Below are 16997 nucleotides of genomic sequence, written 5' to 3' on the forward strand. Positions count from 1 at the left end.
GCGGCTACTCGCCGGCGACTTCGAGGAGGACCTTGCCCATCACGGAACGGGCGTCGAGCTCCTTGATCGCCGAGGAAGCCTCGGCCAGCGGGTAGTTCGCGTGGATGCGCGGGTTGAGGTCACCTGCAGCAACGTGGTCGAGGACGGCGTCCCACTGCTCGTGGATATAGTCCGGGTGACCCCAGGCCGCCGCGCCCCACGCGACGCCGTCGACGGAGATGTTCTTCAGCAGCAGGCGATTGACCTTGATCGAGGGGATCTCACCGGCAGTGAAGCCGAGGACGAGGAGCCGCCCGAAGGGAGCGAGTACTCGCGTCGAATCGGTGAATCGGTCGCCGCCGACGGGGTCGAAAACGAAGTCGACGCCGCCCGGACAGATCTCCTTCGTCGCATCTTTGAAGCCGTCGGCGAGGACGACATGCGTCGCGCCGATCTCACGAACGGCTTCGGCCTTCGCCTCGGTCGAGACGACGGCGATGACTTCGAGGCCCATCGCCAAGCCCAGCTGCACTGCGGCCGAACCGAGGCCGCCTGCGGCTCCGTGGACGAGGAGGCTCTGGCCCGGCTGAGCATTCGCGCGCACCCGCAGTGCGAAGTCAGCGGTGAGCACGTTCATCGGCATGCCTGCGGCATCGGCCAGGGAGACCGAATCCGGGACCTTCACGGTGGCCTCGTCACCGGCGACGAGGTATTCGGCGAAGGTTCCCTTTCCGGTGATCGCAGCAACGCGGTCCCCGACAGAGTAGCTGGAGTCCGGGCCCACCTCGGCGACGACACCGGAGGCTTCGGAACCTAAGGTGAAGGGTAGGTCGTGCTTGACCTGGTACATCCCGCGGGTCTGCAGCACCTCGGGGAACGTCACTCCGGCGAATGCGACCTTGATGAGCACCTGACCGGGCCCCGGCGACGGGCGCTCCACATCGAGGTGCTCCACATCATCGGGGCCGCTCAGAGCGGTGACGCGAATGGCTTTCATTGTTTCCTCGCTATCGTTGTGACGCACACGGAACACTCGAGCTCCGGTGTCGGCGGTCTTCTCACCTCTATCACACCGAGCGGCTATGACCGTGATCACTCTTGCGGCTTGACTGACCTGCTCGGGATGAATACTGTGAACTCTACTGAACGACTGTTCACTCGGGAAGGTCAAGGATGACACAATCACCGGCAGGGTTCGATGCGGACAGCATCGGCATATGGATCGAGCGGAGATTCGGGATCAGCGATTTCGATGTCGAAGTGATGTCGGTCGGTCGGTCGAATCTGACGTTCACCATCCTCGTCGACGGCAGCCCACGCTGGGTCCTGCGCCGCCCGCCCCTGGGCCACGAGGGCGGCAGCGCTCACAACGTCGCCCGTGAGGGCAGGATCATGGCAGCGCTCAATGACAGTGACGTTCCGGTGCCGACCGTCCTCGACATCGTCGACGACCCCGAGGTCCTCGACGTGCCCTTCGTATTCATGGACCACTGCCCGGGATTCCCGATCAACACTCCCACTGAGTGGGAGTCCATCCCACCTGCGAACCGCCGCGACTGTGCATTCGGCATGGTCGACGCGCTGGCGGCGATCCATTCCGTCGACGTCGATGCTGTCGGATTGTCCGATCTGCGTCGACCCGGCGGACTCATCGACCGACAGCTGCGCCGTTGGATCGGGCAGGTCGAGAAGATCGCGATGCGCGAGACTCCGATCATCCATGAGGTCCACGATGTCCTCCGCGAGGCCATGCCCGACCCTGCGGGATCGCCTGTGGGAATCGCGCACGGGGACTTCAAACCGAACAATATGATCTTCGCCCCCTCGGGGTCGGTCAATGCAGTCGTCGACTGGGAGCTGACCGCCATCGGCGAGGTGCTCACCGACCTCGGCTATTTCGTCGCCATGCTCACGGTGCCCGAGCAGTACACCAGCATCTGGGTGCCCCGAACCGATGACGGATTCCCTTCCACAGACGAACTCATCGACCGCTACCAGGAAGTCAGCGGTCACGAAGTCCACGATGTCAGCTACTACTCGGCCTTCGCGATGTGGAAACTGGCCTGCATCCGTGAAGGCGTCTACACGCGACTGGCGACAGGAAAGATGGGCGACCTCGATCTCGACCCGGAAGAGGCCGGAGCCGGAGTCGAAGACCTCGCTCGCCAAGCCCTCGACCTGTTGGAGAGATCATGACCTCGCCCCTGGCCGGCAAACGTGCAGTGGTCACCGGGGCCGCCGGAGGAATCGGCGCCGCTTTGGCCGCCGAGCTCATCGAACGCGGTGCGTCAGTCGTCCTCGCGGACCTCTCCCCCACTGTCGGCGACACCGCCGCCTTACTCGGCACCTCGGCATTCGCGTGGGCAGGGGACGTGTCATCGGTCGAAGGAATCGGTGCGCTCATCGAATCTGCCGACGACCGCCTCGGCGGGATCGATCTGTACTTCGCCAATGCCGGAATCATCGGTCCGGCGATGCTCGGAGAATCCGACGCGGACTGGGACATGATCATCGACGTCAACATGCGCGCCCATGTCCGCGCCGCGCAGGCACTCGTCCCCCGCTGGCAGGAGGCCGGTTCCGGGTATTTCGTCGCCACCGCTTCGGCGGCAGGGCTGCTCACGCAGATCGGCTCGGCCGCGTATTCGGTGACCAAGCATGCGTCGGTCGGATTCGCGGAATGGTTGGCTATGACCTATCGCGACGACGGCATCCGCGCCTCGGTGGTCTGCCCGATGGGAGTGAACACGAATCTGCTCGACGACGCCGGATCCGCCGGTGGCGCCGCCCAGAAGGCCGTGACCTCAGCCGGGACCGTCCTGGAGCCCGCCGAGGTGGCCGCCATCGTCCTCGACGCTGTCGAGAACGAGCAGTTCCTCATCCTGCCGCATCCCGAAGTGCTCGAGATGTACCGGATGAAGGGCAGCGACTACGACCGCTGGCTGCGCGGAATGTCCCGATACCAATCCCGACTCAGCGAACTGTGACACCGAGCCTCACCAGCGAGTCAGACTCGCCTGAGACCAGACCTCACAGCAGTGTGAGACCCACCGAGAAGCAAGGAGCCCACGTGTTGGAAATCAGCGAACGCGGACGCGAGTATCAGGAGCGTCTGAACGCCTTCATGGACGAATTCGTCTACCCGGCCGAACCGGTCTATGCCGAGCAGATGGCCGCGGCGGCCAGTCCCCACACGCAGCCGCAGATCCTCGAAGACCTCAAAGCCGAAGCGAAGAAGCAGGGACTGTGGAACCTCTTCCACCCGCACCCGGAATGGGGGCCCGGGCTGACGAACCTCGATTACGCTCCATTGGCCGAGATAACCGGGCGCAGCCTGGAGATCGCCCCGGAAGCGATCAACTGCAATGCGCCGGACACCGGCAATATGGAGGTCTTCACGGTCTTCGGCACGGATGAGCACAAGGAGAAGTACCTGGGGCCCCTGCTTGAGGGTGAGATCGCTTCGGCGTTTGCGATGACGGAGCCGGCCGTGGCCAGCTCCGATGCGACGAACGTCGAGATGAGCATGGAGCGCACCGACGACGGATTCGTGCTCAACGGCCGCAAGTGGTTTGCGTCGAACGCGATGCATCCGAACTGCCGAGTGCTCATCGTCATGGGCAAGACCGATCCCACCGCCGCGGTGCACCGCCAGCAGTCGATGCTCGTCGTGCCGATCGATGCCGCCGGAGTCACCGTCGTGCGCAACCTGCCCGTGTACGGCTACGCCGACCGGGAGGGCCATGCCGAGATCGTCTTCGAGAACGTGCTCGTGCCGTTCAAGGACATTCTCAAGGGTGAGGGCGAAGGCTTCGCCATCAGTCAGGCGCGCCTGGGCCCGGGCCGCATCCACCACTGCATGCGTGCCATCGGAGCCGCCGAGCGGGCGCTCGAACTCATGGTCAAGCGCGCAGAATCTCGCGTGACATTCGGTGAGAAGCTGTCGAATCGGGCGAACATCCAGGACTGGATCGCCGAGTCCCGGATCGAAATCGATCAGGCGCGGCTGCTGACCCTGCACGCCGCGGACATGATGGACAAGTACGGCAACAAGGTGGCGAAGAACGAGATCGCTGAGATCAAGGTCGTCGCACCCACGATGGCGCTGAAGGTCATCGATCGGGCGGTTCAGGTCCACGGCGGCGGCGGAGTCACCGAGGACTTCCCACTGGCCCGGATGTGGGCGCATATGCGCACCCTGCGCCTGGCCGATGGACCGGATGAAGTGCACAAGCGCTCCATCGCCCGCAATGAGATCAGGAAATACCGCGCCTGAGGTCGGCTCTTCCGCGATACAGTGAGACCCCACCGGGCCCGCACCAGTGTGCACGGGCCCGGTACAGCCTGCGAAAGGACGTTCAATGACGAACAATTGGTTTGAGGATCGCCCATGGATCACCACCTTGGGCGATCTCGCTCAGGAGCCCTATGTGCTGCCGGATTCCACGCCCTTGGCCGATCTGGCTGACACGGTCGACGCCCGTGGCGACGAGGAGGGCATCAGCTACTACGGATTCACCCTGACCTGGGCGGAGTTCGACCGGTGGTCGACAGCTTTCGCTGCCTTCCTCTCGGCCCACGGGATCAAGCCCGGCGACCGTATCGGCATCTATGATCAGAACACCCCCGCGTTCGTGATCTCCACCTATGGGATCTGGAAGGCCGGAGGCACCGTCGTCCCCCTCAACCCCATGTACCGCGGCGAGCTCGAGCACATCTTCGCCGATTCCGAAGTCAAGGGGCTCATCGTCTCTCAGGCAGCCTATCTCGACCGGGTCAAGGACTATACGTCGGACCTGCCGCTGGTTGTGCTCAATGATGACCGGAGCTTCCAGACGGATGGCCCTGATGCGATCTATGCGATGTTCGACAAGCTGCCGCGCTTCGAGGACCTGCCGCAGGCCGAAGGACGTTTTGCATTCGCAGAGGCTGTGGAGGGCAACCTCGATACCGATTTCACCCCGCACTCCCCTGCTCCTTCGGACCTCGGTCTCATCGCCTACACCTCCGGCACCTCGGGACGGTCGAAGGGAGCGGCGGCGACTCATGCGAATATCTCGAGTAACTCGCGTTACTGCCTGCGCAACCCGGTCCTGGGCCCTGGCGACGGCTATGTCTCACTGGCTCCCCTGTTCCACATCACCGGATTCATCTGTCAGTTCCTTGCGGCCGTGGCCGGTGGTGCCCGGCTCATCCTCAACTATCGTTTCGAGCCCGGTTCGCTCATCGCTCTGTGTGATCGGGAGAAGCCTGCGTACATGGCCGGCCCTGCCACGATATATACGGCGATGATGGCGCACCCCGACTTCAGCGCCGAGAAGTTCGCATCCTTCAAGTCCCTCATGTCCGGCGGCGCACCACTGCCAGAAGGACTGGTCAACAAGTTCGAAGAGCGTGCCGAGATCTATGTCGGTCAGGGCTACGGCCTGTCGGAGACCTGCGCTCAGGTCGCCACCGTGCCGCATGGATTCCAGGCCCCGGTCGACCCGGACAGCGGGAACCTCGCCTGCGGTCTGCCGCAGCCTGATGTGATGATCCGCATCCTCAATGACGACGGTCAGCCCGTAGGCCCCGGGGAGGTCGGAGAGGTTGCGATCTCCGGACCGCAGGTGGTCTCCAGCTACCTCAACAACCCGCAGGCCACCGCCGAGCAGATCCCGAACGGCGAGCTGCACACCGGCGATGTCGGGTTCATGAATGAAGATGGGTGGCTGTTCATCGTCGACCGGAAGAAGGACATGATCAATGCCTCCGGCTTCAAGGTCTGGCCGCGTGAAGTGGAGGATGTGCTCTACATGCACCCGGCCGTCCAGGAGGCAGCTGTCGTGGGCATCCCCGATGACTACCGCGGCGAGGATGTGTCGGCTTTCGTCACCCTGCAGCCCGGCGCCGAGGCGACCGCTGAGGAGATCATGTCATTCTGCCGGCAGAAGCTCGCTTCCTATAAGGCTCCGCACCAAGTGACGTTCATCGATCAGCTGCCGAAGACGAGTTCCGGTAAGATTCTGCGACGGACCATCCGCGCCGATGCCGTCGAAGCCGCCCAAGCGGCGAAGCGGGCGGCCACTCCCGCCGACTGAAGGCAGCATCCATGCTCCTTCGGCTTCTCGCCGAGGAATTCTGCCGGCGGCGCCTCCGCAATGGAGCCTGGCCTGCTCATCGCATCACGTTCGGCGCAGGTGCTCCCACATTAGGTGCACTGCCCGTTCTCATCGCGTCCCCTGCATCTGGATCGAAACAGATGCAGGGGACGAATTGTGGTCTGCGCGCCCGGATCACCGGCAGTTTGCCGAGGCGGGACGCTGTGATTCAGCTCAGGCTGACGGTTTCGGCGCCGCCGATGGAAGCGAAGCGGTCGGGCTGACAGGTGAGCAGGATGACCTGAGCCGTGCGGCCGACATTGCCGAGGATGACGTTGAGGGCGGCCAGGCGCTGCTCATCGGAGAAGCCGAAGGCATCGTCGAGGATGACCGGTGCTCCGGCTTCCGCATCGAGGAGAGTGGCGACGGCGAGTCGGCCGATGAGCGCCAGCTGTTCCTTCGTCCCACCCGAGAGCGCGTCGAAGGCCACGGTGCGTCCGTCGAGCGTGCGGGAGACGATTTCGAGGTTCTCGGAGATCTCCACCGACAGTCCCTGCCCGAAGATCACCCTACCCAGCTTCTCGATCGCCTCCTTGAACGGGGCGACGTACCTCCGCTGAGCCTCTTCCTTGTGTGCGAGCACGGTGTCGCGCAGCAGCCGGATCGCATTTGCCTGCCGCTGCATGCGAGCCTGCTTCGACCGGATGGACTCCACGTTCTGCTCTGCAGCTTTGAGCTTGTCGTAGATGCCCTCGGCCGCACGATCATCGATGAGAGCCGAGAGTTGATCGACCTCCTGCCGGTCCTTCTCCTGCTGCTTCTGTTTGCTGTCGACGAGCTGGAGAGCGTTCTGCAGTCGCATCTCAAGAGTCTCGGGGTCGGCGGCCTCGTAGGCGGAGCGTGCGGCAGCGGCTTCGTCTTCCAGCTGGGTCAGTGTCGCCGTGGCAGCGGTCAGTGCTTCGTCGAGGGACTCATCGGAGTTCGCTTCCCTGTCCGTGCTCAGGCGGGTGCTGAGGTTCTGCAGCGTCGTCGCCGCTTGTTCGCGCGTCGACTGTGCACGCACGGCTGCCACACGTGCCTCATCCCGGTCAGTGCGAATACGTTCGATCGCGGTCCTGGCCGTCTCGACCTGCGCGTTCGCATCGTCAACGGCTGCTGACGTCGATTCGACCAGTGCTTCGAGGTCGTCGATCGATGCGGCGGTTCCGCTCGTATCGGCCGGGTCCTCCGCCAAGTGTTCGGCTCGGGTGAGCGCGGCGTCGAGCTCGTCCCGGTCGTCGTCGCCGATGAGCACCCGCAGAGTCGATGAGGCTTCAGCCAGCACGGCCTCGGCATCGGTGCGCACCTCGCTGCGTTCGCGTGCCTGTGCAAGGGTGGTCACGCCGAGACGGTCGAGTTCCGCGTCGAGAAGGGTCTGCGCGGAGTCGAGGGCCCGGTCGAGTTCGGTCGGTGACTGTCCCGGACGCACGGTGATGTCAACGACGGAGTCGACGAGGATCTGCAGGTCCGAGGTGACAGCGAATTCCTCGGCGGACCCCTTGGCCACATCGGATCCGTCGATGCTCACGGCGGTATCGCCGAGGCGGCGGGCGACGATCTGTGCGGCGGCCGCAGTCTTCGCGTTCTGTGCAATGCGCAGCTCGGTGAACAGTCCTCCGAGTTTCTCCACGTCTTTCGCGGTCACGGTGATCGAACCGATCGTCGCTTTCGCCTCGGCTGCTCTGCGTTCCTGGTCGCGGATGTCGGCCAGCCTCTTCCGCAGAGTGTCGACCTCTCTGCGTGCGCGGGCCCGAGCGAGATCGGCGGCAGCGGTCTTCGCTTCGTCCTGAGCGCTGAGGAGTGCGGTCTGTTTGGCTTCGAGGCTCTTCTGCGCCGCGGCGAGACACGCGTCCTCTTCCTGCTGTGCGGTCGTGACCTTCTCGAGCGCATCGTCGGCAGTCTTCACCGACTCTTCGGCCGCGGCGACCTCGGTGATGAGTGCCCGGCGTCGGTCTCGCGCCTCCTCGGCGCGCTGACGTTCCCTCTGTGCAACGCCCGCGCGTTCAAGAGCTCGATCGAGTTCGGTCTTGAGCCCGGACACGGACCGCACGGCCTGTTCGGCGTCTTCGCGTTCGGTCACGGCCAATTCCAGCTGAGCACGCCCATTCGTCAGCCGCTCGGTTGCTCGAGCATGCCGGTCGACGAGCCCGTCCATATCGGCGCTGCGAGCCTTCAGTTCACGATGCTGCTCTTCGGCACCGGGGAGTTCTTCGGTGAGTCTGCGCAGCTCACCCGTCTCCTTGCCCTTTGCCGTGAAGAACCTCAGGTATTCGGTTTCGACTCTGTCGAGGAAGGCATCGTGATCAGCCGGTTCATCCCCGGCCTCGCCCAGAGCACCGTGCAGTGCCTTGATCTCGGCCAGGGAAGCCTGGTCGAGGCTTCGGCCCTGTGCGACGTCGAGAGCGTCGAGCAGGTCGACATCGACGGTTTCGTCGAGGATCGCCAAGAACCGCTCATGTGCTTCACTGCCGCTGAGCTGTTCGGGGACGGGCTTGAGAATGCTCAGCTCGGTGAAGGGCTGTTTGATCCAGCGTTTGCTGTATCGGAGCTCGTAGTCCCCGGTGCTCAGGTGCAGTTCGACCTGCGGACCGACGTCGGAACCGACCGGTTGGGTGTCTTTGACGCTGGCCTTGCGGGAGCTGTCCTTGTCCTCGCGCAGCTGCGTGATGGCCTGATGGATCGAGGACTTCCCGACCTCGTTCGGGCCTTCGACGATCGTCACCCCGGAGCTGAAGTCGACGGTGGCGTCGCTGATGGCGCGGTAGTCGATGAGGCGGATGGAATGGAGTCTCATGAGCCGCTCCTGGCGAATCGATAGAGCAGACCGAGTGCGTCTTGAGCCGTGACTGCTGAGTCGTCGTCTGCTGTGGCACGGGCGGAGAGTTCGTCGAGGGTCTCCTCCAGGTATCCGCTCAGTCCGAGATCGGCGAAGTCGTCGTCCGCAGCGACGACGGCCAGATCCATGTGACGCTCCCAGAGTGAGACGAGCGCGAACAGGTCGGAGAAGTGGTCGAGCAGTTCGTCGAGTCGGGTCTTCGCCGCCGTCGGCAAGGTGCCGCGCAGGATCAGCCACACCGCCGTGCGGTCCTTGTCGGGAATGGCACTCATCCGCTCTTCGAAATCGGCGACATCCTCGGCGGAGTTGAGGTCGGCTTCGATGACGGTGAATGCCCATGTGCCGACGCGGACCTTCTCGACCTCGGCACGGTGGGTGTCGGCATCGATGTCGACGAGGAGCAAGTTGCCCGGATCGGTCTCCCGCCGAGAGGTCACTTCCGGTGCCCCCGGATACCAGATGCGGTCGGCGACCTCGAAGGTCGCATGCCGGTCGCCGAGCACGACGAACTGGGCACGGTCCTCCCTCAGCAGTGCCTGCAGATGGTCGGTGTCGATGGTGGCCAGCGATTCCCGATCCGGGTCGAGGACGCTCACGGCTCCGTGGCCGGCGATGATCCGGATATCACCGGCAGACACCTCGGCGAGGTCTTTCGTCGCTGCGGCGACGAGATCCCCTTGAGGATGTTTGGAAGACCAGGGGGCGCCGATGATCTCGACCCCGGGTACGACGGTGAACGGGTCGCTGCCGCGCAGGACATGCACATGCGAGGGCACCCGTGAGGAGAAGGCCGGGGAGTCATAGATCGATGCGGCGTCCAAGGGATCGTGGTTGCCGGGAAGCAGCACGACCGGCACGGTGAATGCGTTGAGGACTTCGAAAGTCCGGGCGATGATCGCGCGGTCGAGCTGGTTGGTCTCGAACACGTCTCCGCAGACGAGGACGAACTCCGCGCGTGTCTCGGCGGCGAGCGCTCCGATGCGGGCAACGGCGTCGAGGCGGGCACGGTGGAACCTGGGCCGGGCCTCGTCGCTGAGGTAGTGCGCGGTCATGCCGATCTGCCAGTCCCCCGTGGCGATGAATCTCATCTGCTCCTCCTCAATCGCTCCCATCCTATGGTCGCAGGCCCACACTATCGGCAGGCACTGACGCGGGTGTTCTGCACCACACACATACCCTCAAACGCCGACTTAGGTTAGGCTAATCATTTGTGAACGCTATTGCACTGACTGCCACCGGCCTCAATCTGGGCTACGACCGCACCGAGGTCGTCCATGACGTGAGCCTGACGATCGTCCCCGGACGGGTCACCGCCCTGCTTGGACCCAATGGATCGGGAAAGTCCACCGTCCTGCGCTCACTGGCCCGGCTGCACCCGATCGCCTCGGGCGATGTCGTCATCACCGAGGCTGACGCAGACACTCCATCGAGCACTCTGACGGCCAGAGAGTTCGCCCGGTTCGTCACCCTGCTGTCCCAGTCGCGCCCGCACCCGTCGGGCCTCAGCGTCCGTGAGATCGTCACCTTCGGCCGCCACCCGCACCGTAAGCGCTTCGCCGGGCTCACCGACGTCGATCGCGCTGCTGTCGATCGCGCACTCTCCCTCACCGGCACCATGGTGATGGCCGACCGTCCGGTCGATCAGCTCTCCGGCGGCGAACTCCAACGCGTCTGGTTAGCGACCTGTCTGGCCCAGGACACCGGAGTCCTGCTGCTCGACGAACCGACGAATCATCTCGACCTGCGCTACCAGGCGGAGATCCTCGACCTCATGCGCGAACTCGCCGATGACCACTCCATCGCCGTCGGCGTCGTCCTCCATGACCTCGAACATGCCGCCACCGTCGCCGATCAGGTGGTCCTTCTCGAACAGGGCAGCATCCGCTCGGTCGGCACCTGCGAAGAGGTCTTCACCGCCGAGACGCTGAGCGAGGTCTACGGGCTGCCCATCTCGACACGGATCGATGCCGACACCGGCCTGGTCCGGGTCGAAGCCCTCCACCGACGGGCTCGTCGCCCGGCCGCAGCCCTCTGAGCGCACCACCGCACATTTTGACAGTCACACCCAGAAATCGCACCACCTCATCTCCGATCGCCGATCGGTTCACAGAAAGAACACCATGACCAGAACACCTCTGTCGCGCACCTCGTTCGCCGCCTTCGCATCGGCAACGGCGGTCTGTGCACTAACCCTGACCGGGTGCGGCACCACCGATACCGACGCACCTGCAGATGCGAAGGGACAGACATCCGCATCGTGTGCGGACGACTCGAGCACCACCTCGGCGGATCCGGTCACCGTCACCGACGACACCGGCCACGAGATCGAACTGGACAAGCCGGCGGCGAAGGTCGTCTCCCTCGAATGGCAGTACACCGAGGATCTTCTCTCCCTCTGCGTCGATCCCGCCGCCGTCGCCGATGCGAAGGGCTTCACCACCTGGGACACGGCAGAGAAGCTGCCCGACTCCACCACCGACGTCGGCACTCGCCAGGAACCCAACGTCGAATCGATCCTGTCGGCCGATCCGGATCTCGTCATCATCGAAACGACGAACCGCAAGGACAAGATCGTCGGTCAGCTCGAGAAGCAGGGAATCCCCGTGATGGCGATGGCCGGCGCCGACGGCAAGGACCCCGTCAAGTACATGAAGGACACGTTCACCACCGTCGCCGAGGCGACCGGTCGCACCGAGCGCGCCGACACCGTCCTCGGCGATTTCGATGCGAAGCTCGAAGAATCGAAGAAGGCCATCGCCGAGGCGGACCCGGCCACCACCGAATTCGTCTACTTCGACGGCTGGGTCAACGGTTCGAATGTGGCGCTGCGTCCCTTCGGCCAGGGTTCGCTCATCGGCGAACTCGGCGAGGAGCTGGGCCTGAAGAACGCGTGGACCGGTGAGGTCGACCCCGCGTACGGTCTCGGCCAGACCGATATCGAAGGCATCTCGAAGATCGGTGACGCGAACTTCTTCTACACCGGGACCGAAGACCCTGAGTCCGAGGACTATGTGGAGCTGCTGAAGAAGAACGACATCTGGGCGAACATCCCCGCAGTGAAGGACGACCGCACCACGGCCTTCCCCGCAGGCATTTGGACCTTCGGCGGACCCAAGTCGTCCGAGCAGGCCCTCGACGCCTACGTCGACGCACTGACCAAGTAGACCGTGGCCTCTCCCCTGACCCGCCCGAACACCTCCCAGCAGACGGCTGCGGCACCGGAACCGACCATGGTTCCGGTCCGCGGCCGCGGAGTTGGCGGTGCCCTGTCGACCGCCGCCGCTCTGCTCGGCCTCGTTGCCGTCCTCGTCATCGCCTCCGCCTGGCATATCACGCAGGGAACCTCGGGCATCGGCATCAGGGAACTGTTCACGGCCGTGACAGGCACGCTCTCCCCCGCCGAGGATGGCCCCAGTGCTCGTGACATCATGCTGGGGTCCCGGCTGCCGCGCGTGGGGGCGGGCATCCTCGTCGGCCTCGCCTTGGGTGTGGCCGGCGCCCTGTTCCAATCGCTGGCGCGCAACCCCTTGGCATCGCCGGACACATTGGCGGTCACCGGCGGTGCGTACTTCGCCGTCACCGTGGTCACTGCCTTCGGCATTGCGATTCCGATCTGGGCCTCGGGAGGGGTCGCCTTCCTCGGCGGCCTGCTTGCCGCAGCCCTGGTCCTCGGCCTGGCCGGAGGCGCAGGAGCCTCGACAACTCGGCTCGTACTGGCGGGCACGGCCACGGCGATGGCGATGCAGGCGGCGACGTCGACTCTGCTCATCCTCTTCGCCGAAGAGACGACGAGTCTCTTCTCCTGGGGTTCGGGCACTCTCAATCAGCTCGACGGGACCGCGGCCATGCGCAGCATTCCCGTCATCGCCGTCATCGCCGGCGGTGCGATCCTGCTGTCGAGGCGTCTGGACCTGCTCGGTCTCGGCGACGACGCCGCCTCGGTGCTCGGGGTTCCGGTCAGGTCGACGCGGGCCATCGGGATCCTCCTCGCTGTCATGCTCACCGCCACTGCGGTGACCCTGGCCGGTCCGATCGGCTTCGTCGGCCTCTGTGCCCCGGTCATCGCCCGACTCCTTGCCCGCGTCGTACCGAACCTCGGCCGTCATGCCGTGCTCTTTCCCGCCGCCGGTCTCATCGGCGCGATCATCGTCATCGTCGCCGATGCCCTCCTGCGCGCCATCGTCGGTGCCTCCGAGGCGATCACCCTCCCGTCGGGAGTGACGACGACTGTGCTCGGGGCGATCGTCCTCGTTCTTCTGGCGCGATCGATGCGCACGGCCTCACCGGCCGCGGCCACCTCGACGGCGAACTCGACCGTGGTCGGTCCGCGACGGGCCGGCTTCGTCATCGGCATCGGCGTCGTGGTCCTCATCCTCGTCGCCGTGACCGGTCTGCTCACCGGGGAACGGTTCTACCTCCTCGGCGATGTGCTGCTGTGGTTCCAGGACCGGGCGGCACCCGTCATCGACTTCGCCTTCGACTCACGGGCGCCCAGGGTCACCGCTGCCCTGGCCGCCGGTGCCGCGCTGGGACTCTCCGGCACCCTTGTCCAAGCCAGCGCGCGCAACCCCCTGGCCGAACCCGGCCTGCTCGGCATCACCGGTGGGGCCGGGTTGGGCGCCGTCATCGTCGTCACCCTCATCCCCGGCGCCGGCGTCGGTCTCGTCTCCGGGGTCGGCATCGTGGGGGCCCTGGTCGCCTTCGCCATCGTCTACGGGCTCTCGTGGCGGGGCGGAATGAATACCGATCGTCTCGTCCTCATCGGCATCGGGCTGTGGTTCGGTTTCACCGCGCTGACCACACTGTTCCTCGTCCGTGCGAACCCCTGGGACACGCCTGCCCTCTTCACGTGGCTGTCCGGATCGACGTACGGAAGGGCGTGGGCAGATATCGCACCGGTCGCCCTCGCCCTGCTCGTCGCCGTACCGTTGGCGTTCGTGTGGACGCGCGAGCTCGACCTGCTCGCCCTCGATGATGACACCCCACGGCTGGTCGGGGTTCCGCGTGAACCGATGCGCCTGGCGGTGCTCATCATGGCGGCCGTTCTCGCGGCGGTGAGTGTGTCGGCTGTCGGCGTCGTCGGATTCATCGGTCTCGTCGCCCCGCACGCTGCGCGCGCTCTGGTCGGCGCCCGTCATATCCGGGTCGTGCCCGCGGCGATGCTGCTCGGAGCCGTGGGCCTCGTCGTCGCCGACGCCGTGGGGCGCACTGTCATCGCTCCGGCGCAGATCCCGGCCGGTCTCATCGTCGCCCTCATCGGCGCCCCGTATTTCGTCTACCTGCTGGCACGCACCCGAGCCTGACTTTGCGTGAGACTCGCATTGTCCCGCGCTGTTCCTCGCCTGCCCGGTTGCCTTGCACTTCGATGTGCACTCACCACCCGATCCGAGTAACGATCAGCAGAGGAAAGGCCGCCGCCGAATCACGATGGCATTCGGCGGCGGCCTGTGTATCCTTCGGTTGTCAGATGATTCCCGTCGGCACCAGCAGAGCCCACGCAAGAAGCGGGGCGATGAGGACGACGAACCCGGCGTAGATCATGAGGTCGCGCCAGATTGTTTTGGCTTCGCCGCCCTGTGTGTTGGCAATGATGAGCGCACCGTCTGTCGAGAACGGAGAGACATCGACGATCGTCGCCGATACCGCGAGCGCCGACATGACGGCTGTCGCGCTGAGGGCACTCTGCTCGAGCAGAGGGATGGACATCGGAATCAGGGCGGTGAGGAGCGCAGTCGAGGATGCGAAGGCAGAACTCACTCCGATGACGTAGCAGAGGACGATCGCGACGATGAGTGGAGCACCTACTGCCACCGCCATCTTCGAGAGCGAGTCGATGACACCGGCGTGGGTGAGCAGGCTGACATAGACGATCATGCCCGACACCAGAAGGACAGTAGACCACGAGATTCCAGAGACAAGGTTCTCGGTGTTCTTCAAGGATGTGAAAGCCAGCACGAGTCCACAGGCGAGCCCGAGGAAGCCGATCGGCAGCTCGAACCCTACGGCACCGATGACCATGACGACGATGAGGCCGATCGTCAGCCACACCTGACGAGTCATACGCGTTGTCTGCGTGTGCACCTCGGTCTCAACAGCCACAGCCGTTCCAGAACCACTTCCCTGCCCAGGCGTCCTACCTTCAGAGTCGGGCCCTTTGCTTCCCGCACCGGAGTCTCCATGAGCTCCCCAACTCTCAAGGTTGTCCGGGTCGGGCACTGTACGCAGCCGCCCGAGGACCTTCATCACGACGACAGTGAGAATAGTGACCAACAAGTTGACGACATAGGCTGCGAGGAAGAGAGCGCCACCGTTGATCTCGAAGCCATTGGCCTCGGCAATGTCACGAACAATGTTTCCTGACACGGAGATCGGTGAGAACCCACCGGCGTGTGCACCGTTGATGACCATCGCTCCCATGACCACTCCGCTGTAGCCGGTCGAGGCGCAGAAGCCCATGGCTGCCGGTGCCAGCAGAGCAACTGCGGCGGGAGAGAATGTGCCCATCGCCGTCAGCAGCGAGGAGACAACGAAGAAGATCCACGGCACGATATTGATACGACCTCGGACTGCGCGGATAGCCAGATCCACGAGGACTCTGATGGTCCCGTTCTTCTGGGCGATGCTGAAGAAGACAGTCACACCGACGATCGTCAGCACGATGCTCGCGGGAAATTCCTCAAGGATCTCCTTGTCATCCATGCCGAAAACAAACGTGCCGAAGACGAAAGCTCCGACCAGGCCCATGATCCCGATATTGATGGGCCATTTGGTGGCTGCGATGAACATCACCACCAGCACCACGAGCATGAGTATCTGAACTAGGGACATGGGTGTTCCTCCAACTTCATTGTCAGCTGATCTTCCTTGAAAAGACTCAGGTATTCCTAGGGACGGTCGTTCATGAGACCAGGGGCAGATCTATGTCTGCGTGGGCAATCCGCCGCGCCACTCGTCTGACTCCGAGACGAGCGACTTGCCCCGACTCGGTGAGCTGAACTCGACAGACGATGACTCCGACAGGGGTGCCGATTCGGATAGCCGCCTCGTCGTCGGCGTCGGTGTGGTGAAGAACCCGCTTGTCGATGGCGTCGTTGACAAGGCTTCCTTCGACGAAGGAAGCCCGTGCCAGGGCGATCGCCGAAGTGATTCCGATGGCGGGATGCAGATCGAACATCGAAACCATCCGTGCAGATATGTCGTAGTCTCCGGCGAAGATCCTCTCTCCGGAGATGCTGGTGTAGTCGGACGGCGGCGCGATGAGGCCTACCTTGGGTACTGCAGGGCTCGGCTCCTCGCCTTCGGCACTCAGCCCCATTGACCTCGAGGCGGCCGATCGAATCTCGATGAGTTCCTTGAGTCTCAGACGAGTCTCCGCGGTCGGCTCGGCCCCGGACAGTCCGAGTGCAGCCGCATTGACAAAGCAGGCCGGAGCACCGGCGTCGATGCAGCTGACGGTGATCGAAGCACCGTCGCAGCTCACCTCGGTGGCTGCCTCTCCGGTCGGCAGCAGCTCGCCGGTTGAAGCACCATCGACGTTTTCGAAGAAGACGTTGACCGGAATACCCGGCATCGAGCTTCCCGGTATCGTTTCGGAGCCGTTCGATGGAATCTTCTTTCCCGGTGTAGCTACATGAGCGACCACGACGGAGCGAGTGTTCTCATTCACCATTCTCACCGGAGTGACTTCGCCGCCTGGTCGGACCAGTCCGTTCTGAATAGCGTAGAGAGCGACAGCCGAAGCGCAATTGCCGCAGTTCGACGTGAACTCGACCGCCAACTGGCCGATTCCGACCTGCGCGAACAGGTAGCTGATGTCGATGCCGGGGATCGCCGACGGCGAAATGACGGCAGCCTTGGAGGTTGTCGAGGAAGCCCCGCCGACTCCGTTGAGCTGACGGTCATCTCCCGACCCGAAGGCCGCAGACAAGGCTTGCGCGATCCCAGCTCTGTCCGCCGGCATCTCGTCATTGGCGAACAACCAGCACTTGGACGTTCCGCCTCTGTACCACTGTCCGTGGAGCTGACTTTCCACTCGCATCTCCTTGGTCCATCGCCGCTGTCTG

12 protein-coding genes are annotated in these 16997 nt (G+C 64.3%); 7 read left to right on the plus strand and 5 right to left on the minus strand.

What is annotated here, in order from left to right:
* Positions 1-4: 4 nt before the first annotated feature.
* Positions 5-976, minus strand: a complete 972-nt coding sequence (locus D3I60_RS16885) for an NADPH:quinone oxidoreductase family protein (protein WP_262777811.1) — start codon at positions 974-976, stop codon at positions 5-7.
* A gap of 176 nt (positions 977-1152) precedes the next feature.
* Between D3I60_RS16885 and D3I60_RS16890 the strand changes: the two genes are divergently transcribed.
* From D3I60_RS16890 to D3I60_RS16905, 4 genes are all read left to right on the plus strand, one after another.
* On the plus strand, positions 1153-2175 hold the full coding sequence (locus D3I60_RS16890) for a phosphotransferase family protein (protein WP_262777813.1): 1023 nt from the start codon (positions 1153-1155) through the stop codon (positions 2173-2175).
* Entirely contained in the window at positions 2172-2966 is a 795-nt protein-coding gene (locus D3I60_RS16895) for an SDR family oxidoreductase (protein WP_262777815.1), read from the plus strand. Before D3I60_RS16890 ends, D3I60_RS16895 begins: the two co-directional genes overlap by 4 nt.
* Before the next feature lie 83 nt (positions 2967-3049).
* A complete protein-coding gene (locus D3I60_RS16900) occupies positions 3050-4255 on the plus strand; it encodes an acyl-CoA dehydrogenase family protein (protein ID WP_262777817.1) in 1206 nt (401 codons plus the stop codon).
* 85 nt (positions 4256-4340) lie between these two features.
* Positions 4341-6059: a class I adenylate-forming enzyme family protein gene (locus D3I60_RS16905; RefSeq protein ID WP_262777819.1), complete on the plus strand. Its 1719-nt coding sequence runs from the start codon at positions 4341-4343 to the stop codon at positions 6057-6059.
* Between the two features lie 229 nt (positions 6060-6288).
* Here D3I60_RS16905 and D3I60_RS16910 read toward each other — a convergent pair whose 3' ends face one another.
* Together D3I60_RS16910 and D3I60_RS16915 are read right to left on the minus strand one after the other, a co-directional pair.
* Complete coding sequence (locus D3I60_RS16910; protein ID WP_262777820.1) at positions 6289-8892, minus strand: AAA family ATPase; 2604 nt, start codon at positions 8890-8892, stop codon at positions 6289-6291.
* The gene (locus D3I60_RS16915) at positions 8889-10022 is read right to left on the minus strand and encodes a metallophosphoesterase family protein (RefSeq protein WP_262777822.1); all 1134 of its coding nucleotides are present in this window, start codon (positions 10020-10022) and stop codon (positions 8889-8891) included. Before D3I60_RS16915 ends, D3I60_RS16910 begins: the two co-directional genes overlap by 4 nt.
* A 122-nt stretch (positions 10023-10144) precedes the next feature.
* On the opposite strand from D3I60_RS16915, the gene D3I60_RS16920 reads away from it, so the two are divergent.
* The 3 genes from D3I60_RS16920 (at position 10145) to D3I60_RS16930 (ending at position 14237) form a co-directional block, all read left to right on the plus strand.
* Entirely contained in the window at positions 10145-10969 is an 825-nt protein-coding gene (locus D3I60_RS16920; protein ID WP_262777823.1) for an ABC transporter ATP-binding protein, read from the plus strand.
* A gap of 85 nt (positions 10970-11054) precedes the next feature.
* Positions 11055-12098 carry an ABC transporter substrate-binding protein gene (locus tag D3I60_RS16925; protein ID WP_262777825.1) on the plus strand — a complete coding sequence of 348 codons (1044 nt, stop codon included), beginning with the start codon at positions 11055-11057 and terminating at the stop codon, positions 12096-12098.
* A 3-nt stretch (positions 12099-12101) separates the two neighbouring features.
* Positions 12102-14237 (plus strand): iron ABC transporter permease, encoded by a 2136-nt coding sequence (locus tag D3I60_RS16930; protein WP_262777827.1) that lies wholly within the window; start codon positions 12102-12104, stop codon positions 14235-14237.
* Between the two features lie 160 nt (positions 14238-14397).
* Here D3I60_RS16930 and D3I60_RS16935 read toward each other — a convergent pair whose 3' ends face one another.
* Both D3I60_RS16935 and D3I60_RS16940 read right to left on the minus strand, forming a co-directional pair.
* Positions 14398-15762: an SLC13 family permease gene (locus D3I60_RS16935; RefSeq protein ID WP_262777829.1), complete on the minus strand. Its 1365-nt coding sequence runs from the start codon at positions 15760-15762 to the stop codon at positions 14398-14400.
* A gap of 70 nt (positions 15763-15832) precedes the next feature.
* Complete coding sequence (locus D3I60_RS16940) at positions 15833-16966, minus strand: PrpF domain-containing protein (protein ID WP_262777831.1); 1134 nt, start codon at positions 16964-16966, stop codon at positions 15833-15835.
* Positions 16967-16997 lie beyond the last annotated feature (31 nt).

Source organism: Brevibacterium permense (assembly GCF_025506275.1).
GTDB lineage: Bacteria > Actinomycetota > Actinomycetes > Actinomycetales > Brevibacteriaceae > Brevibacterium > Brevibacterium permense_A.

What these genes read in the sequence shown, in the direction of transcription:
- D3I60_RS16885 (WP_262777811.1), bottom strand. Translation starts at nt 976, where the DNA reads ATGAAAGCCATTCGCGTCACCGCTCTGAGCGGCCCCGATGATGTGGAG.
- D3I60_RS16895 (WP_262777815.1), top strand. Translation starts at nt 2,172, where the DNA reads ATGACCTCGCCCCTGGCCGGCAAACGTGCAGTGGTCACCGGGGCCGCC.
- D3I60_RS16935 (WP_262777829.1), bottom strand. Translation starts at nt 15,762, where the DNA reads ATGTCCCTAGTTCAGATACTCATGCTCGTGGTGCTGGTGGTGATGTTC.
- D3I60_RS16910 (WP_262777820.1), bottom strand. Translation starts at nt 8,892, where the DNA reads ATGAGACTCCATTCCATCCGCCTCATCGACTACCGCGCCATCAGCGAC.
- D3I60_RS16915 (WP_262777822.1), bottom strand. Translation starts at nt 10,022, where the DNA reads ATGAGATTCATCGCCACGGGGGACTGGCAGATCGGCATGACCGCGCAC.
- D3I60_RS16890 (WP_262777813.1), top strand. Translation starts at nt 1,153, where the DNA reads ATGACACAATCACCGGCAGGGTTCGATGCGGACAGCATCGGCATATGG.
- D3I60_RS16925 (WP_262777825.1), top strand. Translation starts at nt 11,055, where the DNA reads ATGACCAGAACACCTCTGTCGCGCACCTCGTTCGCCGCCTTCGCATCG.
- D3I60_RS16905 (WP_262777819.1), top strand. Translation starts at nt 4,341, where the DNA reads ATGACGAACAATTGGTTTGAGGATCGCCCATGGATCACCACCTTGGGC.